The organism is Pseudoalteromonas sp. Of7M-16, assembly GCF_022347805.1.
Taxonomy (GTDB): Bacteria; Pseudomonadota; Gammaproteobacteria; order Enterobacterales; family Alteromonadaceae; genus Pseudoalteromonas; species Pseudoalteromonas luteoviolacea_F.
Map to the genome: position 1 here is coordinate 63,846 of NZ_JAKRFY010000022.1, position 25,580 is coordinate 89,425.

A 25,580-nucleotide genomic window follows, 5' to 3' on the forward strand; every position below is an offset into this window, starting at 1 on the left:
AACGCCAATCAAATTAACCTACCGAGGAGCCAAAATCACAGCTATATCTGTTTTAATGATTGCGTATTCTATGCATCTAAATTAGAAACGTGAACAGTTGACTTGCCTCTGTTGGCCCTCTATTCTAACGCCCTCTGTATTAATCCACTAATACAAAAAATATCAACAACGGATCTAAAAATAGGTGTTGATTTACATAAGGAAAACAGTAATGAATAAGTACGGCAGCCACTTTGTTAAGCTGTTTAGTTCTGGCTTAGCGACTCTTGCCATTGCCTGTTCTGGGATAGCCACTGCGCAACAAAATACGCCTCTTGAAGCGTGTTATGTAGAAGGACTTCAAGACCGATTAATGTGTGGTTCGGTTAGCCAGCCACTGTCAAAAAAATCGTCTTCGGAAAAAATAGAAATTCATTTCGCCGTAATACCGGCAATAAAACAATTACACTCAAAAGAGGCTGTTCTAGCATTCGCTGGTGGTCCTGGGCAATCAGCGATTGAAGTGGCGGCAATATTTGCACGTAACTTAAAGTATGCAAGAGAGAACAGAGATATTATTCTTGTGGACCAGCGTGGTACAGGAAAATCTCAACTTTTGCAATGTGATAGTGGCAGCATAAAAGAGCAATTTGCGTTCGACGATCAAGCCCTTTCGTTTATTACTTTTACACAAGAAGAGACCAATAAGTGCAAAGCGCAACTGCAGGTTGATTTATCAAACTTTACAACCGTAGCTGCCGCCAGCGATTTTGAAGCGGTGAGAATCGCGCTTGGGTATGACAAATTGCACCTGTATGGTGCATCTTATGGTACTCGCATAGCACAAGAGTATTTGCGTCAATACCCAGAGTCGGTCGCCAGTGCAACACTTGACGGTGTCGTACCGATGCAGCAAAGTTTAGTTGCGATCGGTGACGCTATAGATGGGGCGCTAAATGAAGTGTTTTTGGATTGCATGGCTGACAATGCGTGTTTAGAGCAATATCCAACGCTGGCCAATGACTATGCAGAGCTTATTGCATCGCTTAAAGATAAACCGATTACTGTAAAAGTCAGACATCCTCGCACCTTTGAAGAGATCAAACTTGTAATCACCGAAAGTAAACTGCGAGGTGCGGTAAGAATGGCTTTATATAGCCATACTACACGTTCATTGATCCCGCTGGTAATAGACTCGGCTAAGCGTGGAAACTATAGCCCACTGGCTGGATTACTTGGCAATGAAACAACATTAGGTGGCATTGCAATGGGTATGCACAGCGCTATCACATGTGGTGAAGACTGGCCAAACCTGACCGAACCCGACCGAATTCAATATAGCCAATCCTATTTTGGTAAAATGATGATTGAGTCGTTAGATGCCATTTGTCCAATTTGGCAAGTAGAGCCAGTTGATGAGTCATTCTATAAACCGGTAAAAACAGACTTACCTATTTTACTTCTCTCTGGTGGTTTAGACCCCGCAACGCCGCCCAGCTGGGCGGAGCTTGCTATGGTTAATTTGTCTAATGCAAAGCACCTCGTAGCGCCATCTGCAACTCACGGCGTTGCAGCACAAACATGTGCCAACAAAGTGATAGGGCAATTCATTAATACTTTGACGTTTTCTGAGCTGACCACCGATTGTTTGGACAAAGACAATCGAAAACAGTACTTCATGAATATTAATGGTCCAGTAGCCAACCAGAGTAAAGGAGGAAAATAATGATTGAAGTAACCGACTTAGAGAAAAAGATTGGCTCAGTGCAGGCACTCGATAAACTCAGTTTTCGTGCAGATGATGGCAAGATAACTGGCCTTTTGGGCCCCAATGGTGCAGGTAAAACCACTTGCTTGCGGACTGTATTTGGTCTGCTTCAAGCCGATAGCGGGTTTGCCAAGATAGACAATATTGATGTGGCAGTTGAGCCTATGCGTGCCAAGCAGCAGCTAGGCTTATTCCCCGACCCATGTGGCCTGTATGAGCGTTTAACGCCCAGAGAATATATACAATTTTTTGCAGAGCTTAGTGGGATGGAAAAGCAACAGGCGATCTCAGCAACAAGTAATGTACTTGAAAAACTTCAAATGGGTGATATTGCTGATCGCAAGAGCCAGGGATTTTCACAAGGGCAGCGTATGAAAACTGCATTAGCCCAAGCGATTGTTCATCAGCCGACAAATATTATTCTTGATGAGCCTACCCGTGGGCTAGATGTTATGAGTACACGTATTTTGCGTGACTTGTTGCTTATGCTCAAAGAGCAGGGGCATTGTGTCTTGTTTTCTAGTCATGTGATGCAAGAAGTTGCAGCATTGTGCGACCATGTTGTTGTTATGGCAAGCGGTAAAGTGGTTGCTGAAGGGTCTCCTCTAGCATTATGTGAACAGACTCAAAAGGAAACACTGGAAGAGGCTTTTATAGCATTAATTGGATCAGATGAAGGGCTTGCTGCATGATTAAACTCGTTCAAGTTCTGTACAAAAAAGAAATGCTCGATGCTAGTCGAGATAAACGCTCGGTTATGGCGGGTCTCTATTACGCAATTGGTGCACCAATTGTTATGTGTTTGCTATTTACTATATTGTTGAAGCAATTGAGTTCTCCAGAAGCGCTCGAAATAACAGTAGAGAATTCAGATGCAGCGCCTAGTCTTGTAAGTTATCTTGAAGGTTTTGATATTAGCCATGGTAAAGAGGGTAGTGCAAAAGCGATTACACTCATCATAGATGAAGATTATGAGCTGGATATGTCACAAGGTCGCAGTGCACGAGTAACCATAGTTGCCGACAAATCTGATAACAAACTGATCAAGTCAGTTCGTCGATTAGAGGCCGCACTTGCTCGATATAATTCTGAGGTCGCAGGGCTTAGGCTTATTAGTCGGGGTATTGACCCAAGTATTATGCGTGCAATCAATGTGCAAACCCATGATCAGGCAACGCCAGACTCAAAAGGGGGGATGTTTTTAGGTATTGCAACTCTGTCTATAATCATTGCGCTATTCTATTCTGCGATGAACTTAGCAATTGATACCAGTGCAGGTGAGCGAGAGCGAAATTCATTGGCGCTTTTATTGAGCCACCCATTGAGCAGCACGCAAATAGTGTTAGCAAAAGTAGCTGCTATCGCCAGTTATTCGATGATAGGGCTGGTGCTAGTCTTGATTGTTTCCAAGTTCGCATATGGCATGGTGCCATGGGAGCAACTTGGTTTTAGCATCAATTTAGACGTTATGTTTATACTATTTTGCACCCTTATAGGAATACCTATTGCTTTAATGTCGGCGAGTTTACTTGTGTTTGTCTCTTTTATGGCAAAGTCGTTCAAAGAGGCCCAATCTTACGTTGCTTTTGTGTTATTTGTACCTATAGGTTTGAGTATGATGACAACCTATGATATCGCGACTGACTATGTACAATGGATCCCGATTGCAGCGCAGCAGTATGCCATGATTGAGGTTATTAAGGGCAATGAACTTCCTCTGATGCAAGTGATATTGTCATCTTTTGGCACATTAGCCTTATTTGCTATCTTCACTATGTTGAGTAGCAGAATGTTGAAAAGTGAAAAAGTCGTATTTGGCCTTTAAAATAGGCCTTTTCGGGTTGAGTAAATTTAAGTGCTCAACCCGTTTTTATATCAACACAGTCAATTATAGTTTTTAACTATGTACATCGCCTTGTGATGTGTCATAGGTAGTCAAGGCCCAACGAATTGGAATTGGGCAACCACCATTTACTTTCTACTTTAAATGTTCATAAGTGCCAAACCAATGTTGTAGAGATAACTTTTGATAGGGTGTTTGTTGCGTAATTTTCATCGTTTCTCCTTTTCTCACAAGGAAACAATAACAATGTCAAGCAGCCTGATTTATCATCTATGTGACATGAGTCATAAACACTAAGCCTTATTTGTCGTTAAAAAAGCTAGAGTGCGCACACCACGCGATTTCTGCCAGACTTCTTAGCTTGATAAAGCGCTACATCGAGTTTGCTATAAATCTTGTCTAGGCTTTGAGGAGAGTTTTGATAGTAGTAACTCGAAAAGCTTGCAGTAATGTTAATTTCTTCTCCAGATTCTGTCTCTATTGGGGTGTTGCTAAGTTGCACTCTGAATTGCTCAATAATATCGACACAACTTGAACGCGCTAAGTTTGGAAGAAACAGCATGAACTCCTCCCCGCCAAAACGAGATAAAAGTGCGTTGCTACCGAAAAACTCTTTTGCCAGCATTGCTGTTTGTTTTAATGCACGATCTCCTGTTGGGTGTCCATACACATCATTGACTTGTTTAAAGTGATCTAAGTCGAACAATACAAGGCAGTGCTGTTTGCCAATTGCCGGCAAGTTAGTACGTGAGACCACAGATAAAAATGCACTGCGATTCAAAGCGCCGGTTAGGTTGTCGTGTTGCGCTCGGTATTTGTGTTTTGAGTACCCGCGCAAACTAATGAACAGAAGTAGCAGCGAAAACAAAATTATAATTGCTTGGAACTGTTGTCGCTCCTCTAACTGAGAGATTTGGTCCAATTGCAAATTATTGTGTTTTTCTAAGCGAATATTTTCTAACTGTTGTGCAGTCACTTCAAGTTCTGACTCGAGTGCAATCATTGCTTGCATCGCTCTTTGGCTATTAAATTGTTCTTTTTCAGCAATGAGTTGCTTTTGCAATGTATAAGCTTGTTCGAAGTTTGATTGCTGAGCATACAAATCTGACAAAAGTTCTAAACTTTGGATCAGGTGAGTTTTGTCGCTGACGTTTTGAGATAGGTCTTTAGCTTGTGTTGCTTGCTGAACAGCTTTCTCTATTTGGCCAAGTGCACGCATATTTTCTGCAGCCTGTAGTCTTATATCAGTGATCAAATTAATGTTATTCGACATGCTAATTTTTGACAGCGCGAGCTCCAAGGCTTGTGTGGCGAGTTTAGTTTTTGCCGTGTTGGTATATACTTTGGCTTTTTGGACGAGAGCGTAGGCTTGACGATAGGGATTATCAAACTGTACGTAGTATTGATACGCCTTATCTAACCATTGCAGTGAGAGGTCATAATTTCCTGCTTTATTGGCAACAATCCCCAAATTGAGCATGGCCAAAGCGACTTTAAATTGGTTTTTTTGGGCTTTTCTGAGCATCAATGCCTTTTCCAAATACTTTGTGGCATCGTTATAATTTCCAATTTCTAGATATGTGAGGGCAAGGTTATTGTAATAGGGGGCCTTGTTTCCTTCATATTTTGAGTTGGCAATAACTTTTTGATACATCTCAATTGCTAACGCATGATCCCCTAAAAAGTTAGCGTTCAACGCCTTTGCATTTTGTAATGCATTTAAGCCCCAGAATGGTTTTTCCAGTACGTTAGCATAGCGCTCCACCTCTTGGATATGATGGCCTAGTTGAATGTAGTTCGCTAATGTGATTTTTGCATTGATATAAAAGAGTTCGACAGTTGCAGTGAGTGCTGGATCCTCTATGGTGTACGCGCGTGTTATAGCTTGCTTAAAAGCAAGCATAGTCTGCTCGTATTCATTATTATGTGCACTTATTAAGGCCATAACGAGATGTTGCAAAATAACATCGTACTCACTGTTATCATATTCAATGAGGGTGTTTAAGGTTGCTTCTTGCTTAAGTGCTAAGGCCGTTCGAGTCAGTGTTGCTCCGATATAGACACGTTTTGCGCTGGGCTGCGTAATTTTGACTTGTTCTATTAAGTAATCAAATGCAGTACGAGTGTTTTTTGCGCGAAGTATATCGTAGGTTTGTTGCCAAGTATTTTGGGTAGAGCTGTAAACCGATGGAGCGCCAATTAAAATGAGAGACAGTACTAGAGCAACATAAAAACGCAAAGAGATAGCCTTTGGGAGTAAATAATTGCGAATAATAACATAATAGTTTGGCGTTTTTACAGCCATTAAGGTGTTATGATTTGTAATCGAGAAGCTGCAGAAATAAAAAATGCCAGTTTTACTGGCATTTTTTATGTTTGAAACTTAAGCGAGGTCTTCCTGTGTATCGGTATGATCTCGTTTGTGGTGTGTTGCTATCTCATTGGCAAGCTCTTGTTTTGACCGCTTTTCTGTCAATTTTCTGGTGGTTAGCCAATAGAAAAACAGAGGAACAAAAAACACTGCTAGGAAGGTTGCGGCCATCATGCCGCCCATGACGCCTGTGCCCACACTATGTCGTGCCCCCGCGCCCGCTCCTGAGCTTAATACTAGAGGTACAACACCTAAGATGAAGGCCATTGATGTCATAATGATAGGTCGGAATCTTAGCCTTGCCGCTTCGAGAGCTGCTGCACTAGCACTCCAACCTTGTTGATGCTTCATCAAGGCGTATTCAACTATTAGAATGGCATTTTTACTCGCAAGACCTAGCAGGGTAACTAGACCAATCTGGAAATAAACATCATTCGTTAAGCCTGCAATCCAAATCGAAACCAGTGCACCAAAAGTACCAAAAGGAAGTGCAAGTAGCACAGAAATAGGCAGAGACCATCGTTCATAAAGTGCTGCCAATATTAAGAAGACCATGACAACCGCAAGCCCTAACGCAAGTCCAGTTGTGCCTGAGCTACGCTTTTCTTGGAAAGCAGATGCCGTCCACTCAAAGGTCATGTCAGGTGGTAACACTTCTGCTGCGATGCGTTCAATTTCCGCGATGGCTTGTCCCGAGCTGTATCCTGGTGCTGCGTTACCCATCAGCTTTACAGCAGATAAGTTATTGTAGCGGTGTAGGCTTTCTGGGCCTCTAGAAAACTCAATATCCGTGAAGGCTGAAATTGGAACCATATCACCTTGGTTATTTTTAACGTAAATGCGACCAACATCTTGCGGTGTCATTCTAAATTGTGCTTCGGCGGACATAATGACCTGCCATGAACGACCAAACTTATTGAAGTCATTGACGTAGTAGTTACCTAGGTTTGCAGCAAGCGCGTTAAACGCCGAATTGATATTGACACCCATAGCACGTGCTTGCTCTCTGTCCATATGAACTTTGAGCTGTGGCGCATCAGCTCGCCAAAGCGTTTGCAAGCCCCCTAAAATTGGACTTTGCTGAGCGGCATTCATCATTAATTGCATGCCTTGTTTTAGCTTTTCAGGATCCGCTCCGGTTTTATTTTGCAAGTAGAACTCAAACCCACCAGTGCTACCCAAACCAAATATTGCAGGGGGGTTAAATGCCAGTACGAGTGCTTCTTTGATGTGTGCGGTTTTCATAAATAACTCACCAACCAAAGATTTAGTGTCTACCTCACGTTCATCCCAATGTTTTTGAGTGATGAAGAGCGTAGCGGCATTATTTTTGTAACCGCCGCCCAAGAAATCAAAGCCTGTGAACGCAACAACATTCTCATTAGCCGGGTTAGACTGTGCTGCTTCGATAACTTGTTTTGTGACTTCAGTGGTTCTTTCTAAAGAGGTGCCATCAGGTAAAAATACGGCACTGATATAAAACCCTTGATCTTCGTCAGGAACAAGAGAGCCTGGCGTTTTTTGCCACATAAAGAGAGTCGCACCGACCATCGCAGACATAAGTAAAAAGCCTAATGCACCGCGGCGGATCATGAAACTGACCGACCCAACATATTTGCCTGTCATACGCGTAAACCAGTCATTAAACCACAAGAAGAAGCGGGCAGTTTGCTTATGCTCGTGTTTTAGGATAAGTACGCAAAGTGCTGGAGTCATTGTCAAGGCAACGACACCTGATAAACTGACCGAAATTGAAATCGTGATCGCAAACTGTCTAAATAGCTCGCCCGTTAACCCGCCCAGAAACGCAATCGGGATAAATACGGAACACAATACCAGTACGATGGCAACAACTGGGCCACTGACTTCTTCCATAGCTTTATAGGCTGCTTCTCTGGCGCTTACGTGCTGCTCATGCATGATCCGTTCAACGTTTTCTAATACCACTATGGCATCATCGACGACGATACCAATTGACAATACCATGCCGAACAGGGTTAAGGTGTTGATTGAGTAACCGAGCATATAGAGGCCAGCAAATGTGCCAAGTAGTGATACAGGCACCGCCAGTGTTGGGATTAAAGTTGCACGCCAGTTTTGCAAAAATAGATAAACCACTAGGAAAACTAGCACCATTGCTTCACCCAGTGTGATCAATACTTCGCGAATAGAAACTTCAACAAAACGCGTTGTGTCATAAGAATTAATGTGCGAAAGACCCTGTGGAAACTGCGCTTTGAGGGATTCAATTTCAGCTTCAACTTCCTTCGCGACGTCTAGAGCATTTGCGCCAGGTTGTAAAAATATACCAAGTAGTACAGCGTCTTTACCGTTGATAGTACCGTTAAAGTTGTAATCTTTTGAGCCAAGTTCAACACGTGCAATATCTTTTAAACGTAATGTTGAACCGTCAGTGTTAGCTCGAATGATTATATTGTCGAATTCTTCTGGTGTTGAGAGTCGTCCTTGTGCTGTGACACTGTAGACCAGTTCTTGAGGGCTCGCTGAAGTGGGTGTTGCGCCAATGCTGCCTGCCGCATATTGTGAGTTTTGTTCACGAATAGCACTAGTCACTTCTTCTACGGTAACTTTCAACTGACTCATGATGTCAGGTCTTAGCCAAACTCGCATTGCATAATCACGCGCACCAAATATCTGCACATTTGTTGTGCCAGGGATACGCTTAATATTATCCAAGATGTTCATTGTGACGTAGTTGGAAGTCCACAGGCTCGAACGACTATTGTCAGGCGAGTAGAAAGCGTGAACTTGTAAAAAGCTTGAAGAGCCTTTAGCAACGACAACACCTTGACGACGAGTTTCTTCCGGCAAACGGGCTTCGACTTGTTTAACTCGGTTATTAACATCAACAGCGGCTTGATCTACATCAGTGCCAATTTCAAATGTCACCGTAATAGTCGTAGCGCCAGAACTGCTGCTGATCGACTCCATATACATCATGCCTTCAACGCCAGTGATGGCATTCTCAATTGGCGCGGCAACCGTTTGTTCTAGGACATCGGCAGATGCACCTGGATATACGGCGGTGACCTGTACTTGTGGCGGAGAGATCTCAGGGTATTGCGCAACGGGCAGGGTACGCATAGCTGCGAGGCCGGCTAGCACAATCACGATTGAGATCACAAAGGCAAAAATAGGCCTATCTATAAAGTATTTTGAAAACATAGGGCTTATTCTCCTTCAGCCGCTATATTTACTGGCATGCCTGGAAAGAAAATACGCGCCATACCTTCGATAATGACTGGTTGATCTGGTTGTAGACCTGAACGAATAACCCACATGTTTTGGCCATTCAAGTTCACCCATTCTCCAACTTCTACAGGGGCAGGAAGTGCAACTTTCATCCCTTGTTCATTATCAGCTGCCACATAAACGAATTTACCTGTGCCATTGTCCAATACGGCTCTTTGAGGGACTACAATCGCTTCATTTCTAATTGCACCACTCAGTTGTACTCGCACAAACTGGCCAGGTCGTAGCTCACCATTAGGGTTAGCTATTCTGGCTTGAAGCTCTGAGGTACCTGTGAAGCGGTTAACCCTGACATCAGAGAAATTTACTTTGCCTTGCTGAGAGTAAGTTGAGCCGTCTTGCAAAATGATGGTCGCGTCAAACTCATTGTTATTCGGTAGAGTCAGCTTGCCAAGCTCAACATCTTTTCGCATAGCGAGCTGTTCGCGTTCTGAAAAACCGAAGCGCGCGCGCATTACGCTGGTGTCCGTTAATTCTGTGAGTAATACGGTTGGACCTGAAACATAGCTGCCTTGAGATTCTCTTTCTCGACCAATAATGCCAGATACCGGAGCTTTAACCTGCGCATATTCTAAGTCAAGTTTTGCTTCATTGAGCGCTACTGTTGCAGATTCTAAGTTTGCTAAAGAAATATCGTAAGCTGACACTGCATTGTCGAAGTCTCGCTTCGATACTGAGCGCTCATCTTTCAGTCTTTCTAATCTGTCTTTCTCTCGCTTTGCCTGGGCAACATTGGCTTCTGCCGCATGCAAATCTGCTTGTGCTTTTTCTAATTCAAGCTCAAAAGGTTTAAGTTCAATGGTAAAGAGTGAGTGACCCGCCTTTACATATTGGCCTTCGTCAAAGTTTCTTGACTCAATTAGCCCGGGTACTCTGGCGCGGATTTCGACTTCTTTGTCACCTAGAAGAGTTGCTGGTAATTCGATGTTAAATGGTACACTTTGCGTCGAAACGTGTGTAACACTGACATTAGCAGGTTGCATACCAAAACCGGCCTGTTGCTGTGGTGCTTCCGAGCAAGCACTTAATGTACCTGCGGCAAGTAATGCCAAAGAGAGGTGTTTAACTTTGCTTTTGAATGATGCTGGATACATGAACACTCCAAATCCTATTTAATATCGTGCTTTCTAAACCGCTGCATTAAATCAATAATAACAGTTTAGCTTACTGCCTTGTATAAAATATTCCACTGGATAAATTAGTGGTTACTTTGTCATGTCATACCTTCCTCACACCAAAGCTAAGGTTATAAACTCGACAATTATACAAGTAAACGCTAGTGTATACTTATTTAATTTGAAGGTAAACGGCTCCGTGTACTTTTTGGAATAAATATAAACGGTATCGTGTACTTTTTATTGTCCCGATTTTTAGTTAAACTTATGTTAATTATCAAAAGAGAGAAAGATTGATGACGCAATTGTCAGCCAAGCAGCAAGCAATACTGAGTGCTGCGATAGATCAGTTTGCGCTTATGGGGTTGCAAGCAACAACTATGGAGGCGATTTGCCAAAAAGCGGAAGTATCAAAACGGACTTTATATAAACATTACCCCAACAAAGAAGCTTTGTTTGATGCAGTGGTTATTTTACTTATTGAGAGAATAGAGCCTCTAACAGCAATTCAATTTATTCCAAATTATGACTTTGAAGTTCAGCTAAAACATCTTGCATCAAGTGTGGTTGGCTTACTCTGTGACCCCGATTATATAAGACTTTCTCGAATTGTGATGATTGAATCTATGCGCAGTGAAGCGCAGGCTAAACGCCTCAACGAAAAATTTAGCCACTGTGAGCATTCTATGGTGGTGTGGTTTGAAGAAGCGTCATTGGCTGGGTGTTTGGGAGACCATGACGCACACTTTGCAGCTGCTTTTTTCTGGGGTGGCTTAAAAAGGCTTACCTTTTGGGAGATGGCAATTCGATGGCAACCACCAGTTGATGAGCAGCAACTTGCAACCTTTATAGAGCAGGCGTGTAAACTGTTTTGTGGTGGTGTTAATCCACGCCAATAAAGCCGCCTGTTTGGTGAGCCCAGAGCTTTGCATAGATGCCATTTTTTGCCAGCAACTCTCGATGAGAACCTTGTTCGACGATGACGCCTTGCTCTAGCACAATTAGTCGGTCCATTTGCGCTATGGTTGATAGTCGATGCGCGATGGCAATAACTGTTTTTTGTTGCATTAGCTCATCTAAGCTGGTTTGAATGGCATGCTCTGACTCGGAGTCCAAGGCAGAGGTAGCTTCGTCGAGAATTAATATTGGGGCATCTTTTAGCAGCACTCTGGCAATAGCTATGCGCTGCCGTTGACCACCAGAGAGCTTCACGCCGCGTTCACCAACTTGTGCTTCTAAGCCTTGATTCCCATGGCTATCTTCGAGATCTTTGATAAAAGTATCGGCTTGGGCCTTAGAAATGGCTTGCATTAGCTCTTGCTCAGTAGCGTCTGGTCTGCCGTACAAAACGTTATCTCTAATACTGCGATGCAACAGAGCAGTATCTTGTGTCACCATCGCAATTTGCTTTCTTAAACTTTCTTGGGTTATATCATTGATATTTTGCCCATCTATAGAAATAGCCCCATTTTGAATATCGTAAAACCGCAACAGCAGGTTTACGAGCGTTGATTTACCTGATCCAGAGCGCCCAACAATGCCTATTTTCTCACCGCTTTTAATCTTTAATGAAAGAGATGAGAAGACATTGTTAGGTAAATTCTCATCATGGCGCTTGTAAGCAAAAGTTACGTTGTCAAAGCTGATGGCGCCAGCGGTCACGATAAGCTCGTTCGAATTTGGACTATCAGTTACCTCAACTGGTCGTGACAAGGTGTTCATACCGTCGACTACTGTGCCTATATTTTCAAATAAGCTGCTAATTTCCCACATGATCCATTGAGACATACCATTAAGTCTTAGGGACAGACTAATTGCAATGGCAATCTCGCCAGCAGAAATGACGTTTTGCGACCAAAGGTATAAAGAGAGTGCAGCAATGGTGAAAACTAATAAATAGTTCAAAGCTTGAATACAGACATTGAGACTGGTTACTAGGCGCATTTGGCGGTAAACCGGTTGCATGAACACATCCATGCTGCTTTTAGCATAGTGTTCCTCACGGCGAGTGTAAGAAAAAAGTTTTACAGTTGAGATATTGGTATAGCTATCAACAATACGTCCGGTCATTTCAGAGCGAGCATTGGCTTGTTCCGCAGCGACTTGCTTGAGACGTGGTAAAAAATAAAACTGTAATCCGATGTAAAGCAGTAACCAAACAAAAAGCGGCAATAATAAATAGAGGTCGCTACTGCCTATCAGTACCAATGTGGCACCAAAATACACCACGATGTATACCAATACGTCTAGCAACTTCATTACGGCTTCTCTTATGGCCAATGAGGTCTGCATGAGCTTCGTTGCGATTCTGCCTGCGTAGTCGTCTTGATAAAACGACATACTCTGTTTCAATAAATAGCGATGAGCAAGCCACCTAATAGACATGGGGTAGTTACCGAGTAAGCTCTGATGCAAAAATGCGCTATGCACAAATACCAATATTGGGATACCAATGACGGTTATTCCAGCCATCGCAATCAAGGCCTCACTTTTGTTGCTCAAAAGTTGGGATGGACTCATGGTTTGCATCCAATCTACCAGCGTTCCCATAAAGCTGAATAACACGACTTCTAACGTCGCTAGCGATGCAGCACATATAGACATAATAATAAGTGGGTATTCCATGCCTCGGCTGTAATGACGACAGAAGGCATAGAGCGAATTGGGAGGTTGATCCGCATTGCGATTTGGAAATGGGTTGGTAATTTTTTCAAACAACTTATACATTAAATGTCCTTATAAATGCCCAAGTGTCTTATTAACCATATATAAGATTACGGACATTGACAGAAATTAATGTCTTTAAGTGTATTTTAAAAAAAGAGAAGTGTGTAAATGGGGGAGTAAGATTTCGACGGTGAGCAAGGTCACCCACCATCGTTTAAGGCGTAATACTTAAGCTTGTTCGTCTTCTACATCGTGGCCGTAAGTTTTGCGCATGATAAGTACATAGGCGTTTGTAAACGCTTGTTGTTGGTACTTTCTCAAACCTGTCTCTTCATAGTCAACAGGCACAGGGTTACGCTTAAGTTGTTCTTTTACTTCAGTTGCATTTAAAAGGTGAACTTCTGTATTTGGAATTAATTGTAAAGCCGCTTCCATTTTGAAACCAGCAGCACTACCTGCAAACTTGCCTTTATGCGCTCTTTGACGAATCGCGATAGTATCAATTTGGTAGTCTTCCACAAGTTTTGACAAGTCGAAGTGAAACTTGCGCATTGCTTCATGATCTTGGCCAATATTTGGCAAAGTGAAACGAGTTTGTCGAATATCCCTAATATCAAAAACGTCACTTTCTTTCGTTAAAAGACAAAGCATCGCTTCGCTGCCGGTAATTTCAACACCTAATGTTCTCATTGTATTTTCCAATCTATACCTAATGGCAGGGATAATAGCATAGCTTTTTTGTTAAATTGTAATTTCTATCGCAATTGCTGCATGATCTGAATATCTAATGTCCTCTTCATCTCTTTTTGGGTCCAAGTGGCTGGCGTAATTGTGATAAGTTAGTGAATTGACCTGCGAACTAGGGTGACGAGGAGAAAACTCTTTGGACGTTAAAATGTAGTCCAATACATTACCTTCTCCCTGAAAGTAGTGAGTCGGGGGTTTGATGCCTAGTTCAGGTTGATTGTCAGCAATTGCAAAGCTCTCATACAGGCCGACGCTTTCAATCAAACTGGATTCACTTGCAATGGGGAATTGCTCAGTCATAAACGACAGCGCTGGGCTTGTAATATGAGCGTTAAAATCACCCATCACTAAAGTCGCTGAGTTTTTTTCTCGCTGTGTTTTTAATGCATCGTAATACACAATGGAGGCTTCAAGAGAGCGCGATATTTGAGACTGCATTGCGCCGACTGTTTGGTTGAGCATGGTTAAGAAAGGGTCTTCTTGGTCGGGGTCGCCGAGCAACTGGGCCATTGAATGAACTCTTTGGGACTTAAAGTGAACAGCGTAGAGGGTTAATAAGCCAAAATCATCTAATTCAAATGTACACTTTATCGGAGTCCGGTTGAATTTGAAGTGGGCGAGGTTATTTAAATATTCTAACAACTCGTGGCTGGGCTCTAACGGTTTACACTGTTTAAATGGCAGTTTAGATGCGATTGCTACAACTGGGTTAAAAAGTACATTGGAGTAGACAGCATCTGGCTTAGGTGAATCCACCGTGGCAAAGTGAGTGAGCCCTAAATCTTCACACAGTGATGCGAGAGTGTCTGGATTGAACACTTCTTGAAATACGATAACAGTGGGGTCAATGTGTTGGATCAGCCCTGTGATAAACTGTGTTTTAGTGGTCCATTGAGTGTCAGAGTACATTTCTTCAGGTTGGTAAAATGCATACGGAGGCTCTGCAAAATTCAAAAGATTGAATGACGCAAATTTGAATGTTGTTCGCTGCTCCATATAATTCCCTCAATTTTCCATTAATAACGACTATTTTATCTTAGTCTTTTCCTTGCAACTCGTCACGCATCAGGTCACAATAGCGCCAGGATTGAAAGACCCCAGTCAAATTTAGCATATCACTGAATAACCAATGCTTATTCGTAAAAGCGTTGATGGGCAACACTAACACTTAAAATTGATAATAGATACATGTGACGCGGCGTAGGTGTCACCACTGTAAATAGGATTAAAAATGCCAGTAATTACTCTTCCTGACGGCAGTCAGCGTATTTTCGAAAACCCTGTTTCTACTCTTGATGTTGCAAAAGACATCGGCCCAGGTCTTGCAAAAGCAACGATCGCCGGCCGTGTTAATGGTGAGCGTGTAGATGCATGTGACATCATTGAACAAGATGCCAATCTTGAAATTATTACCGCAAAGGACGAAGATGGTTTAGAGATTATTCGTCACTCTTGTGCGCACTTAATTGGCCACGCGGTTAAGCAACTTTTCCCTGAAGCTAAAATGGCGATAGGTCCAACTATCGACAATGGCTTTTATTATGACATCGACATGGAGCATTCATTAACTCAAGAGGACCTTGATGCTATTGAAAAGCGCATGTTACAGCTTGCAAAAACAAACTACGATGTTGTTAAAAAGAAAGTAAGCTGGCAAGAGGCTCGAGACACATTTGAATCTCGCGGTGAAAGTTACAAGATGGAAATCTTAGACGAGAATGTTGCTAAAGATGACCGTCCGGGTTTATATCATCACGAAGAATACGTTGACATGTGTCGTGGTCCTCACGTACCAAACATGAAGTTCTGTCAACACTTCAAAATTATGAAGGTGGCAGGCGCATATTGGCGTGGTAATGCAGATAACAAAATGCTTCAGCGTATCTACGGAACCGCTTGGGCAGATAAAAAGCAGTTAAAAGCCTACCTAAAACGTTTAGAAGAAGCTGAAAAACGCGACCACCGTAAAATTGGTAAAGCGCTAGATCTATGGCACTGGCAAGAAGAAGCGCCAGGCATGGTATTTTGGCACAACGACGGTTGGAGCATATACCGTGAGCTAGAAGACTTTGTACGTGAAAAATTACGTGAGTACGACTACGAAGAAGTAAAAGGCCCATTGATGATGGACAGAGGGCTTTGGGAAAAGTCTGGTCACTGGGATAAATACTCAGATGCAATGTTCACCACAGAGTCTGAAAAGCGTGAATATGCTATCAAACCAATGAACTGCCCAGGCCACGTACAAATCTTTAACCAAGGCCTGAAGTCATACCGTGATTTACCGCTTCGTATGGCTGAGTTTGGTTGTTGTCACCGTAATGAGCCATCAGGTGCACTACACGGCCTTATGCGTGTTCGTGGCTTTACACAAGATGATGCCCATGTATTCTGTACAGAAGAGCAGATCATGGATGAAGTATCATCTTGTATCAAGATGGTCTACGATACATATGAAACGTTTGGTTTTGAAAAGATTGTTGTAAAACTTTCTACTCGTCCTGAAAAGCGTATCGGTGAAGATGAAATGTGGGACAAAGCAGAAGCAGCACTTGCTGAAGCGCTGAAGTCTAATGACATTGAGTTTGAATACCTACCGGGTGAAGGTGCGTTCTACGGACCTAAGATTGAGTTCACATTGTACGATTGCTTAGAGCGAGCTTGGCAATGTGGCACAGTGCAGCTAGACTTTGCGTTACCGGGTCGTTTGGGTGCTACATATGTAGCTGAAAATAACGAGCGTAAAACACCTGTTATGATCCACAGAGCGATTTTAGGTTCGATTGAACGTTTCATCGGTATTTTAACTGAAGAGTATGCTGGTTTCTTCCCAACATGGTTAGCACCGAAACAGGTTGTTATCATGAATATCACGGATAAACAGGCTGATTATGTCCAAGAAGTTGTGCAAAAACTAAATAAACTTGGAATAAGAGCTTGTGCTGACTTGAGAAATGAGAAGATTGGCTTTAAAATCCGCGAGCATACTTTAAAACGTATACCTTATTTACTTGTTGTTGGCGATAAAGAAGTTGAGCAACAAGAGCTAGCAGTAAGAACGCGCAAGGGCGAAGACCTTGGCAAATTCTCTGTAGACGATTTTGTCGCTAAAATTAGCGAAGAAATTAAAAACAGAGCTTAACTTTTGAAACCCGTGCGGCAAATATATTTACAACAGTGCCGCACGTTTAATTTTGGATTTTTTGGAGGAACGTACCATTAGAGGCGGCAAAAAAGGGCAAACAACTGCTCAAAAGAATCGTATCAATGATGAAATCACAGCGAAAGAAGTTCGCTTAATCGATGCTGAAGGTGAGCAAGCGGGCATTGTCTCTACGAGAGATGCGCTAGCGCAAGCAGAAAGCGCAGGTTTAGACCTTGTTGAAATCAGTCCAAACGCTGAGCCACCAGTGGCTAAGGTAATGGACTATGGTAAGTTCGTTTTTGAAAAAGCAAAATTACAAAAAGAACAGAAGAAAAAGCAAAAACAGATCCAGGTTAAAGAAATTAAATTCCGTCCTGGTACTGACGAAGGTGACTACCAAGTTAAACTTCGTAACTTGCGCAAGTTCTTAGAAGGTGGCGACAAGGCGAAAATCACCATCCGTTTCCGTGGTCGTGAAATGGCTCACCAAGAAATCGCAATCGACATGCTTAATCGCTTAAAAGCAGATTTGGAAGAGATCGCTCAAGTTGAGTCTTTCCCGAATCGTGTTGAAGGTCGCCAGATGGTTATGATGATGGCACCTATTGCAAAAAAAGCATAAGTCAGGCATAATTCGCGCCGATTTTTGAAAGAATTTAGCACAGGTATACAAAGTACTTAGATTTTTAATCTCAAGTCACCTGTGTTAACCGGTTATAAGTAAGCATTTTGTTTTCATTTTGCTTCACCGGAACAGGGTGTAAGCTGGGCCTTAAAAGAGATGTTCGCATCCGCCTACTTGCATATATTAAACGCAATATCATTTGGAGTTATTGCAATGGCTTATAAGCTAAAAACACACAGAGGTGCTGCAAAGCGCTTCAAAAAGACTGCTTCAGGCGGTTACAAGCGTAAACAGTCGCATCTTCGTCACATTCTGACTAAGAAGTCTTCAAAGCGTAAACTACACCTACGTGCTAAGTCTATGGTTCATAAGAATGACCTAGGTCTTATCGATCGTATGTTACCATTCGCTTAATAGAGGATATCAGAAATGGCAAGAGTTAAACGCGGTGTTATCGCACGTGCACGTCACAAAAAAGTATTAAAGCAAGCTAAAGGTTACTACGGAGCACGTTCACGTGTTTACCGCGTAGCGTTCCAAGCTGTAACTAAAGCTGGTCAATATGCATACCGTGACCGTCGCGCTAAGAAACGTACTTTCCGTCAACTATGGATTGCACGTATCAATGCTGCAGCACGTCAAAACGGCCTATCTTACAGCCGCTTCATTAACGGCCTTAAAAAGTCGTCAATCGAAATCGATCGTAAGATCCTAGCTGATATCGCAGTATATGACCAAGTAGCTTTCACTGCTCTAGTAGAGAAAGCAAAAGAAGGTCTTGCAGCTTAATTTTTTAATTAAGTAAAGCGATGTTAAAAAGGAGCCTTTGGCTCCTTTTTTAGTTTTTTGAATTAACTGTTTTCCAATTTGGTCAGCAAATTGCGCTTCCCAAAAATCTATCAACGATTCTTAAGCAATAGCTTATCCAGCCAACTTGAGCTTAAAACCCGCTTTAAATAACCCATTAAGTAAGTTGGAAAAGTGACATAGTATCTGGGTTTGGCTTTCGGCGCCTCAATGGCGTGGAGCAACTTATCATACACAGCCTCAGGGCCAAGCGTAAATTTTTGCGGTGCTGTTTGTGCCTTTAACCTGGTTAACTGCGCTTGGTATTCAGCACTGTGATGGCTAGCAGTAATATCAATATGTGCTTCGAAAGCCTGCCGTGCATTTTTCCTAAATTCCGACAAAATTGGACCTGGCTCAATTAAGCTGATCTGAATGTCAGTGTCGGCAAGCTCCATTCTGAGTGTGTCGGTTAATCCCTCCAGGGCAAATTTACTCGCGTTGTAGGCACCTCGGTAGGGCAATGCCACTAAACCGAGTACAGATGAATTTTGTACGATACGCCCTTGTCCAATAGTTCTCATATGGGAGACCGCTAATCGCGTTAAGGTGTGCCATCCAAAAAAGTTAACTTCAAATTGCTGTCTTAACACATTCGTAGGTAAATCTTCGACGGCACCTGGTTGTCCGTAGGCGCCATTGTTAAATAAGACATCCAATTGGCCATCACATAATTGGAGCGCTTGTTCGAATCCTTTTTGTATTGATCCCTCATCTGACAAATCAAGTAAGACACAAGGGATATTGAGCTCTGTAAACTGAGCAAGGTGTTTTGGATTTCTCACGGAGGCAATGACTTTGTACCCAGATTTATGCAAGGTTTTTGCACAATATAATCCTATTCCGGTAGAACACCCCGTTATTAATATGCTTTTACTCATTGGTTTAGTTAAACTTTCCTTAAATTAGCGACGCATTAGTGCGTTTAACTGTGAATTTTTGTTGAATCACCGCACATTGTAAGCCGTTAAATAAAATATTGATATAATCAACTTAATACAAAAAAGACACAAAGAATGTTTATGAGTTTAGGTATTGTTCTGCTTTCTGCAACACTTAATTTGAATAGTCATCTCCCTCCATTGCAGCCTTGGCAAGGGGAAAGTCAAAGCTTAATGCAACAAGATGGGCCTCTGACAACAGACTTTGAGTTAAGTGGCGGATTGGAGTCTCCGAATTACGAACAGACAAACGCATTTATCAAGCGATTAGTGGCGTCAAACCCGACTCAGTTTCAATCAATAAAGATTGGTACAAGCGACCAAGGTAGAGACATCAATATGCTGTTGGCTGTAGAAGGTAGCCAGTTTTCGCCAGCTATGATGAAAAATAATAATAAGCCGACGGTGTTAATTCAAGCGGGTATTCACGCAGGTGAAATAGATGGCAAAGATGCCATGTTTATGCTGCTAAGAGATATTGCGACTGGAAAGCGCCGCGACATCTTGAGCAAAGTCAATATCTTGTTTGTGCCTATTTTAAACGTGGATGGTCATGAACGAAGCAGTGAGTTTAACCGCATAAATCAACGTGGCCCGTTGACTATGGGTTTTAGAACCAATGCCCAAAATTTAAACCTTAATCGTGATTACACTAAATTAGATACACCAGGTGTCCGTGCGGTCTTAAAGGTCATTAATGACTACGATCCTGCGCTATATATTGATGTACACGTAACCGACGGCGCTGATTATCAGTACGATGTCACTTATGGCTTTAACCCAAGTTTTGCCAGCGACTCGCCAGCCATTGCGAAGGTGTTAGAAGATCAGTTTACCCCCATTATTGACGAAAAACTGTCAAAGTTTGGCCATATCCCAGGCCCACTTGTATTTGTGATGGATAAGAGAAACCTTGAAAAAGGGCTCGCTGGATGGGTTGCTTCTCCGAGGTTTTCAAATGGCTGGGGGGATATTAAAGGGTTGCCAACTATCTTGGTAGAAAACCATTCATTAAAGCCCTATAAGCAAAGAGTGTTAGGGACTTATGTTTTTATCGACGGCGTGATAGATGCACTGTCACAGCAACACAAGGCGTTAGAAAAAGCGGTCGAATCGGAAAAACATTTCTACCCAACTGAGCTGGTGGTTTCAAGAGAGTATAGTAAAGAGCCTGATTTCGTAAGTTTTAAAGGGATAAAATTTAAACGCTTTCAAAGTGCACTGTCAGGCCACAAAGAAGTTAAATATCTGGGCGAGCCGATCCACTACGAAAAACTCCCTGTTTTCTGGCAAAAAGAAGTTAAGCTAAAAGTATCTGTGCCGGAGGCTTATTTTATTCCTCCACAATATGCGGCATTGGTTGAAAAACTTCAACTGCATGGGATTGAAGTTGAAAAACTCGCCGAAGGCAATGCAATGACAGGATTAACTCAGCTTAAAGTAGATGACTATAGTTTCGCTAAAATGCCCTTTGAAGGGCGTTTTAGAGTTGACGCGACATTCAATCATCACCTGATCGAGAGTGAAGTATCTCTTTCTGGTTGGACAAAAGTGTCAACGAAGCAAGCATACTCAGAGTTAGTTACACACTTGCTTCATCCTGCAGCGCCTGATTCGTTTTTTGCATGGGGTGATTTTCATAGTATTTTCCAACGAACAGAATATGTTGAAAATTATGCACTTGAGCCATATGCTAGGAAAATGTTAAAAGAGAGCCCTAAGCTTGCTTTGGCATTCGATAAAAAGATCCGGGAAGATAAAGCATTTGCTAAAAGTGATAAACAAAGGCTTGAATGGCTGTACGAAAAAACACCATACTATGATCAAGCGTATTTAAAATACCCTGTACTGATGTTTTATGCGAAGAAGTAACATGAAAGTTTTCACAATACCAGTTACACCATTTATGCAAAACTGCCGAGTTATCGCTTGCGACTTAACGGGAAAAGCTGCCATAGTAGATCCAGGTGGAGACGCGGAAAAGATTCTTGCCGTTGTCAAAGAGAACAACTTACAAGTTGAATTTGTGCTTTTAACACATGGGCATTTAGATCATGTGGGAGTGAGTAAGGTAATATCGCAATCGCTCGATGTAGAAATTATTGGTCCCCATATTGATGATAAGTTTTGGTTAGACGAGTTACCTATGCAAGCTCAAATGTTTGGGTTTGCGCCTCATACTGCTTTCTTACCTAATCGCTGGTTAAGCGAAGGAGAAGTAGTAAAATTAGGTGAGCTAAAATTGCAAGTTAGGCACTGTCCTGGGCATACACCAGGACACGTAGTTTTTTATGAACCTGCAAGTGCGACAGTGCTAGTTGGTGATGTGCTGTTTAAAGGTTCTGTGGGGCGTACTGATTTTCCTAAGGGAGATGCCGCACAACTTAAGCACGCTATTGAAACTAAGCTCTTTACCTTAGGTGATGAAACTCGGGTAATGAGTGGTCACGGAGAAGATACCACAATAGGGTACGAGAAGCGTAATAACCCATTTATGAGCGGTCGTTTTGGGTAACGCAACGTGAATAGCGTAAAATTTAACACTAAAATATAAAGAAAAATATGTCATTAAATCAAGTTGATCGTCAGATACTAGCGTTGTTACAGCAAGATGCGAGTTTGTCCACGGCTGAAATTGCAGACAAAGTAGGGTTGTCACAATCTCCGTGCTGGAGGCGCATCGCTAAATTGGAACAAGATGGATTCATAAAAGGGAAAGTTGCGCTGTTAGATGAAAAACAGCTTGGGTTTGATATGTTGGTGTATGCCCATGTAAAACTGTCAAATCATGGGCGTAGCAACCTTGCTGAATTCGAAAAATTGATAATGAGTTATGATGAAGTGACAGAGTGCTACACCATGGCTGGTACAATGGACTTTATGCTGCGTATTGTCTCTAAAGGCATTGAAGGCTACGAGCTGTTCGTCCGTGATAATTTACTTAATCTTGAATACGTGCAAGAAGTTCATTCTAACGTAACCATGACGTGCGTCAAACGCTCAACCGCATTACCAATCATTTAGTGTCATACAGACATCTCAAATTAACACTATAATGTATCATGTTTGTTAAAAGCGCTGGATTTTGTTAGGATCCAGCGCTTTTCTGTCGTAGTAAAAACACTTGGGGATATAAATGTTTAATCTTATAGGCAAGGCGCCAAGCTCTGCTAAGAACGACGTGCTGTCAGGTTTAACAGTTGCATTAGCACTGGTACCAGAAGCGGTCGCATTCGCATTTGTTGCACAAGTTGACCCGTTGGTTGGCTTATATGCAGCATTTATCGTCGGATTGATCACATCAATTTTTGGTGGTCGTCCAGGAATGATTTCAGGTGCTACCGGGGCACTTGCAGTAGTAATGGTTAGTCTTGTGATTGAACATGGTGTCGAATACCTGTTCGCGACAGTGCTATTGATGGGTATTCTACAAATTTTAGCGGGCATATTTAAATTGGGTAAATTTATCCGAATGGTACCGCACCCAGTCATGTTAGGCTTTGTGAATGGCTTGGCCATTGTTATATTTTTAGCTCAACTAGGTCAATTTAAAGTAATGGATGAGTCGGGCACCTTACAGTGGATGCAAGGCGCAGAGCTATATATTATGGCTGGTTTAGTTGCATTAACAATGGCTATCATTCATTTTTTACCAAAATTGACGACAGCGATCCCATCAAGCTTAGCAGCGATTTTAGTTGTAACAGGAATTGTAATTGGCTTTGATTTAGACGCACGCAACGTACTCGATTACTTAAAAGATATGAGCGGCAATGCAGATGCAACCATAGCTGGTGGATTCCCAATGTTCCATATCCCTGATGTACCTTGGAACCTTGAAACACTAAAAATTATTTTCCCATATGCGCTAATTCTTGCTGCTATTGGCCTAATTGAATCATTACTGACATTAACACTTATTGATGAAATCACAGAAACTCGCGGCAACAGTAACCGTGAATGTGTTGGTCAGGGCGCTGCAAATGTAACGTGTGGTGTGTTTGGTGCAATGGGTGGCTGTGCCATGATTGGTCAATCTATGATAAACATTAATTCTGGTGGCCGTAGCCGTTTATCGGGTATTACAGCAGCACTACTATTACTTGGTTTCATTTTATTTGCTGCCAGCTTAATTGAGATGATCCCACTTGCTGCACTTGTTGGTGTTATGTTCATGGTGGTTCTAGGGACTTTTGAATGGTCTAGTTTCCGTTTGATGAAGCGTATTCCTAAGAGTGATGCATTTGTTATTGTATTAGTCTCAGGTGTAACCGTTATCACTGACCTTGCAATAGCGGTCTGTGTAGGTGTTATTGTATCTGCACTTGTGTTCGCATGGGAGCACGCAAAACATATCTACACCAACAACTATATTGATGACGACGGTTCTAAAGTTTACGAGTTACATGGCCCACTATTTTTTGGTTCAGTGAAGAACTTTGCGGAGCTATTTGATATCGCGAATGACCCTGAAGACGTTATTGTTGAATTTAAATATAGCCGTGTTGCAGATCACAGTGCAATTGAAGCCATTGATGCTCTGGCAGAGAAATACACAAAAGCTGGCAAAAAGTTACATCTACGTCACTTAAGCCAAGACTGTAAGCAGTTGCTAGATAAAGCGTCTGATTTGGTAGAAATTAACGTTATTGAGGATCCAAAATACAAGGTTGCCTCAGACAAACTTGCGTAATTTTTACATTACTTAATTTTAAAGCCCGCATTTAGCGGGCTTTTTGTTTTTCAGGCATTAGTCGTAATTATTTAAAATCTCATGGCTAAATCAAAATAGGTTGATTAAAGTAAGGTCAATTAAAATAAATTAAGCATGTATTATGAGCATTAAGTCATCTTTAACGGTCTTGTCTTTGATTCTTTTATTAGGCAATACTTCAGCTGTATCTAGCAAGGAAGTGAGCGTAAAAACGCTAACCAAAACTTCGCAAAGTTGGGACGGAACAGAGTTGCCAGCATACCCATCTGGAAAACCAGAAATTACGGTACTGGATATTGTCATACCCGCTGGAACAGAGTTGCCACTGCACCTTCATCCAGTGATCAATGCAGGCGTCGTAATTACCGGAGAACTGCATGTCACCAAACAAAGTGGAGAGCAGTTAATATTAAAAGCCGGTGACCCGATTGTTGAATTAGTCCACCAATGGCACAAAGGCAAAGCGATTGGCGATGAGGATGTCAGAATCATCGTGTTTTATGCAGGTGAACAGGGCAAAGCCATCACGGTGAAGAAGCATTAGATGGGGGTTTCTTAGCCCTGTTCAATATCAGAAACTTATGTGCTATCCAGTGGCAAGGTGGCGGGTGTGCTGAACCAAAACGTCATATAACGCACGTATTTTAGCGTTTTGTTTAAGGTCCTTATGATAAGTATACCAAAGCGCACCAACATTTTCTGAACTTAGCATGGGGCACTGATCAAGTCTGACTAAGTTTGAATATCTTTTGGCGTCGTTATCAGACAGTGGCCCGATCCCCATGCCACTGACAACGGCAGATTGTATGTCAAGAAACTGGTTACTGGTATAAACAATATTTTCATTTTGCAGATGTTGAATAACCTGATTGATGAAAGGGATATGGTGTTTAGTTTTGTCAGGCATAAGCCAATGAAAGTTATTAAAATCGCTTTCATGTTTTGGTTGACCATGCTCTGCGACATAATCTTGCGATGCAAAATACGCCATTTTGAGTGATAGGACATGACGGGCAATAAGATCTGGCTCTTTGGGCTCTGGCCCGGCTCTGAGCGCTACATGGATATTGCCACTTTGCGCAGGAATAACTTCGTCAGTTGCCAGTAGTTCTATTCTAACTTTGGGGTAGGCTTTTCTAAACTGATGCATTGCCGGAGCAAGCATTGCTGAATATGATGTCACTGTTGTGATCCTGATTTTCCCGCTAAACTCTTGTTGAATGCTTTGCAATTTATCTTCTAAGGCAATAAATTGGGTATCAAGATCTGCCAGTGTTTCAGTCATAATATGACCTGCATCAGTGAGTTGATAACCCCGTTGATGGCGGATAAATAATTTAACGTTGAGTGCGTCTTCTAAGCGGTTAATATGGCGTAATACGGTCGTATGATTGCATCTTAATTGTGCCGCAGCTTTGGCAAGGGAACCCGCTTTTGCTACGGTGTGAGCAACTTTGAAATCATCCCAATTTAATTTTTGCATAATTATAAATATAAATTATTCAACTTCGTCTAGTGTCTGAGTATATAGTTTTTTGCACATTAG

Annotated in this window: 21 protein-coding genes; 13 read left to right on the forward strand and 8 right to left on the reverse strand. The window is 42.1% G+C overall.

Features of this window, described 5'->3' with window-relative positions:
* Positions 1-211 precede the first annotated feature (211 nt).
* The 3 genes from MHN81_RS20190 to MHN81_RS20200 are packed head-to-tail and all read left to right on the forward strand — an operon-like array spanning position 212 to position 3,572.
* Complete coding sequence (locus MHN81_RS20190; RefSeq protein ID WP_239426539.1) at positions 212-1,705, forward strand: alpha/beta hydrolase; 1,494 nt, start codon at positions 212-214, stop codon at positions 1,703-1,705.
* A complete protein-coding gene (locus MHN81_RS20195; protein WP_239426540.1) occupies positions 1,705-2,439 on the forward strand; it encodes an ATP-binding cassette domain-containing protein in 735 nt (244 codons plus the stop codon). The genes MHN81_RS20190 and MHN81_RS20195 overlap by 1 nt, the downstream gene beginning before the upstream one ends.
* Complete coding sequence (locus tag MHN81_RS20200; protein WP_239426541.1) at positions 2,436-3,572, forward strand: ABC transporter permease; 1,137 nt, start codon at positions 2,436-2,438, stop codon at positions 3,570-3,572. The genes MHN81_RS20195 and MHN81_RS20200 overlap by 4 nt, the downstream gene beginning before the upstream one ends.
* 337 nt (positions 3,573-3,909) lie before the next feature.
* Here the strand turns inward: MHN81_RS20200 and MHN81_RS20205 are convergent, their stop codons facing one another.
* From MHN81_RS20205 to MHN81_RS20215, 3 genes are all read right to left on the reverse strand, one after another.
* Complete coding sequence (locus MHN81_RS20205; protein ID WP_239426542.1) at positions 3,910-5,829, reverse strand: diguanylate cyclase; 1,920 nt, start codon at positions 5,827-5,829, stop codon at positions 3,910-3,912.
* 144 nt (positions 5,830-5,973) lie between these two features.
* Entirely contained in the window at positions 5,974-9,147 is a 3,174-nt protein-coding gene (locus MHN81_RS20210) for a multidrug efflux RND transporter permease subunit (RefSeq protein ID WP_023398357.1), read from the reverse strand.
* 5 nt (positions 9,148-9,152) lie between these two features.
* A complete protein-coding gene (locus MHN81_RS20215; RefSeq protein WP_239426543.1) occupies positions 9,153-10,328 on the reverse strand; it encodes an efflux RND transporter periplasmic adaptor subunit in 1,176 nt (391 codons plus the stop codon).
* A 317-nt stretch (positions 10,329-10,645) separates the two neighbouring features.
* Here MHN81_RS20215 and MHN81_RS20220 point away from each other — a divergent pair, with 317 nt between their 5' ends.
* Complete coding sequence (locus MHN81_RS20220) at positions 10,646-11,248, forward strand: TetR/AcrR family transcriptional regulator (protein ID WP_023398355.1); 603 nt, start codon at positions 10,646-10,648, stop codon at positions 11,246-11,248.
* Here MHN81_RS20220 and MHN81_RS20225 read toward each other — a convergent pair.
* From MHN81_RS20225 to MHN81_RS20235, 3 genes are all read right to left on the reverse strand, one after another.
* Positions 11,232-13,076 carry an ABC transporter ATP-binding protein gene (locus tag MHN81_RS20225; RefSeq protein ID WP_239426544.1) on the reverse strand — a complete coding sequence of 615 codons (1,845 nt, stop codon included), beginning with the start codon at positions 13,074-13,076 and terminating at the stop codon, positions 11,232-11,234. The two genes, MHN81_RS20220 and MHN81_RS20225, sit on opposite strands and share 17 nt — an antisense overlap.
* A gap of 168 nt (positions 13,077-13,244) precedes the next feature.
* The gene (locus tag MHN81_RS20230) at positions 13,245-13,706 is read right to left on the reverse strand and encodes a DUF3010 family protein (protein WP_023398353.1); all 462 of its coding nucleotides are present in this window, start codon (positions 13,704-13,706) and stop codon (positions 13,245-13,247) included.
* Between the two features lie 51 nt (positions 13,707-13,757).
* Entirely contained in the window at positions 13,758-14,759 is a 1,002-nt protein-coding gene (locus tag MHN81_RS20235; protein WP_023398352.1) for an endonuclease/exonuclease/phosphatase family protein, read from the reverse strand.
* 235 nt (positions 14,760-14,994) lie between these two features.
* Between MHN81_RS20235 and thrS the strand changes: the two genes are divergently transcribed.
* The 4 genes from thrS (at position 14,995) to rplT (ending at position 18,322) form a co-directional block, all read left to right on the forward strand.
* Positions 14,995-16,905, forward strand: coding sequence for a threonine--tRNA ligase (gene thrS, locus MHN81_RS20240; RefSeq protein ID WP_023398351.1), 1,911 nt, complete (start codon positions 14,995-14,997; stop codon positions 16,903-16,905).
* Between the two features lie 61 nt (positions 16,906-16,966).
* Positions 16,967-17,530, forward strand: coding sequence for a translation initiation factor IF-3 (infC, locus tag MHN81_RS20245; RefSeq protein WP_080672567.1), 564 nt, complete (start codon positions 16,967-16,969; stop codon positions 17,528-17,530).
* A 216-nt stretch (positions 17,531-17,746) separates the two neighbouring features.
* Positions 17,747-17,947: a 50S ribosomal protein L35 gene (gene rpmI, locus MHN81_RS20250; protein WP_023398350.1), complete on the forward strand. Its 201-nt coding sequence runs from the start codon at positions 17,747-17,749 to the stop codon at positions 17,945-17,947.
* A 15-nt stretch (positions 17,948-17,962) separates the two neighbouring features.
* Complete coding sequence (gene rplT / locus MHN81_RS20255) at positions 17,963-18,322, forward strand: 50S ribosomal protein L20 (protein ID WP_023398349.1); 360 nt, start codon at positions 17,963-17,965, stop codon at positions 18,320-18,322.
* A 110-nt stretch (positions 18,323-18,432) separates the two neighbouring features.
* Here rplT and MHN81_RS20260 read toward each other — a convergent pair whose 3' ends face one another.
* Positions 18,433-19,260, reverse strand: coding sequence for an SDR family oxidoreductase (locus MHN81_RS20260; protein ID WP_239426545.1), 828 nt, complete (start codon positions 19,258-19,260; stop codon positions 18,433-18,435).
* A 135-nt stretch (positions 19,261-19,395) separates the two neighbouring features.
* Here MHN81_RS20260 and MHN81_RS20265 point away from each other — a divergent pair, with 135 nt between their 5' ends.
* From MHN81_RS20265 to MHN81_RS20285, 5 genes are all read left to right on the forward strand, one after another.
* The gene (locus MHN81_RS20265) at positions 19,396-21,192 is read left to right on the forward strand and encodes a M14 family metallopeptidase (RefSeq protein ID WP_239426546.1); all 1,797 of its coding nucleotides are present in this window, start codon (positions 19,396-19,398) and stop codon (positions 21,190-21,192) included.
* Position 21,193: 1 nt separating this feature from the next.
* Positions 21,194-21,835 (forward strand): MBL fold metallo-hydrolase, encoded by a 642-nt coding sequence (locus tag MHN81_RS20270; protein WP_023398346.1) that lies wholly within the window; start codon positions 21,194-21,196, stop codon positions 21,833-21,835.
* A 47-nt stretch (positions 21,836-21,882) separates the two neighbouring features.
* On the forward strand, positions 21,883-22,344 hold the full coding sequence (locus MHN81_RS20275) for an Lrp/AsnC family transcriptional regulator (RefSeq protein ID WP_023398345.1): 462 nt from the start codon (positions 21,883-21,885) through the stop codon (positions 22,342-22,344).
* Between the two features lie 112 nt (positions 22,345-22,456).
* Entirely contained in the window at positions 22,457-24,013 is a 1,557-nt protein-coding gene (locus MHN81_RS20280) for a SulP family inorganic anion transporter (RefSeq protein WP_023398344.1), read from the forward strand.
* 142 nt (positions 24,014-24,155) lie between these two features.
* Entirely contained in the window at positions 24,156-24,578 is a 423-nt protein-coding gene (locus tag MHN81_RS20285; protein WP_023398343.1) for a cupin domain-containing protein, read from the forward strand.
* 42 nt (positions 24,579-24,620) lie between these two features.
* Here the strand turns inward: MHN81_RS20285 and MHN81_RS20290 are convergent, their stop codons facing one another.
* Positions 24,621-25,517: a LysR family transcriptional regulator gene (locus MHN81_RS20290; RefSeq protein WP_239426547.1), complete on the reverse strand. Its 897-nt coding sequence runs from the start codon at positions 25,515-25,517 to the stop codon at positions 24,621-24,623.
* Positions 25,518-25,580: the final 63 nt, after the last annotated feature.

Excerpts from the sequence above, each read along its gene's own strand:
- MHN81_RS20190 (WP_239426539.1), top strand. The coding sequence starts at position 212 with ATGAATAAGTACGGCAGCCACTTTGTTAAGCTGTTTAGTTCTGGCTTA.
- MHN81_RS20195 (WP_239426540.1), top strand. The coding sequence starts at position 1,705 with ATGATTGAAGTAACCGACTTAGAGAAAAAGATTGGCTCAGTGCAGGCA.
- MHN81_RS20200 (WP_239426541.1), top strand. The coding sequence starts at position 2,436 with ATGATTAAACTCGTTCAAGTTCTGTACAAAAAAGAAATGCTCGATGCT.
- MHN81_RS20210 (WP_023398357.1), bottom strand. The coding sequence starts at position 9,147 with ATGTTTTCAAAATACTTTATAGATAGGCCTATTTTTGCCTTTGTGATC.
- MHN81_RS20215 (WP_239426543.1), bottom strand. The coding sequence starts at position 10,328 with ATGTATCCAGCATCATTCAAAAGCAAAGTTAAACACCTCTCTTTGGCA.
- MHN81_RS20220 (WP_023398355.1), top strand. The coding sequence starts at position 10,646 with ATGACGCAATTGTCAGCCAAGCAGCAAGCAATACTGAGTGCTGCGATA.
- MHN81_RS20225 (WP_239426544.1), bottom strand. The coding sequence starts at position 13,076 with ATGTATAAGTTGTTTGAAAAAATTACCAACCCATTTCCAAATCGCAAT.
- MHN81_RS20230 (WP_023398353.1), bottom strand. The coding sequence starts at position 13,706 with ATGAGAACATTAGGTGTTGAAATTACCGGCAGCGAAGCGATGCTTTGT.
- MHN81_RS20235 (WP_023398352.1), bottom strand. The coding sequence starts at position 14,759 with ATGGAGCAGCGAACAACATTCAAATTTGCGTCATTCAATCTTTTGAAT.
- thrS (WP_023398351.1), top strand. The coding sequence starts at position 14,995 with ATGCCAGTAATTACTCTTCCTGACGGCAGTCAGCGTATTTTCGAAAAC.
- rpmI (WP_023398350.1), top strand. The coding sequence starts at position 17,747 with ATGGCTTATAAGCTAAAAACACACAGAGGTGCTGCAAAGCGCTTCAAA.
- rplT (WP_023398349.1), top strand. The coding sequence starts at position 17,963 with ATGGCAAGAGTTAAACGCGGTGTTATCGCACGTGCACGTCACAAAAAA.
- MHN81_RS20260 (WP_239426545.1), bottom strand. The coding sequence starts at position 19,260 with ATGAGTAAAAGCATATTAATAACGGGGTGTTCTACCGGAATAGGATTA.
- MHN81_RS20265 (WP_239426546.1), top strand. The coding sequence starts at position 19,396 with ATGTTTATGAGTTTAGGTATTGTTCTGCTTTCTGCAACACTTAATTTG.
- MHN81_RS20270 (WP_023398346.1), top strand. The coding sequence starts at position 21,194 with ATGAAAGTTTTCACAATACCAGTTACACCATTTATGCAAAACTGCCGA.
- MHN81_RS20275 (WP_023398345.1), top strand. The coding sequence starts at position 21,883 with ATGTCATTAAATCAAGTTGATCGTCAGATACTAGCGTTGTTACAGCAA.
- MHN81_RS20280 (WP_023398344.1), top strand. The coding sequence starts at position 22,457 with ATGTTTAATCTTATAGGCAAGGCGCCAAGCTCTGCTAAGAACGACGTG.
- MHN81_RS20285 (WP_023398343.1), top strand. The coding sequence starts at position 24,156 with ATGAGCATTAAGTCATCTTTAACGGTCTTGTCTTTGATTCTTTTATTA.
- MHN81_RS20290 (WP_239426547.1), bottom strand. The coding sequence starts at position 25,517 with ATGCAAAAATTAAATTGGGATGATTTCAAAGTTGCTCACACCGTAGCA.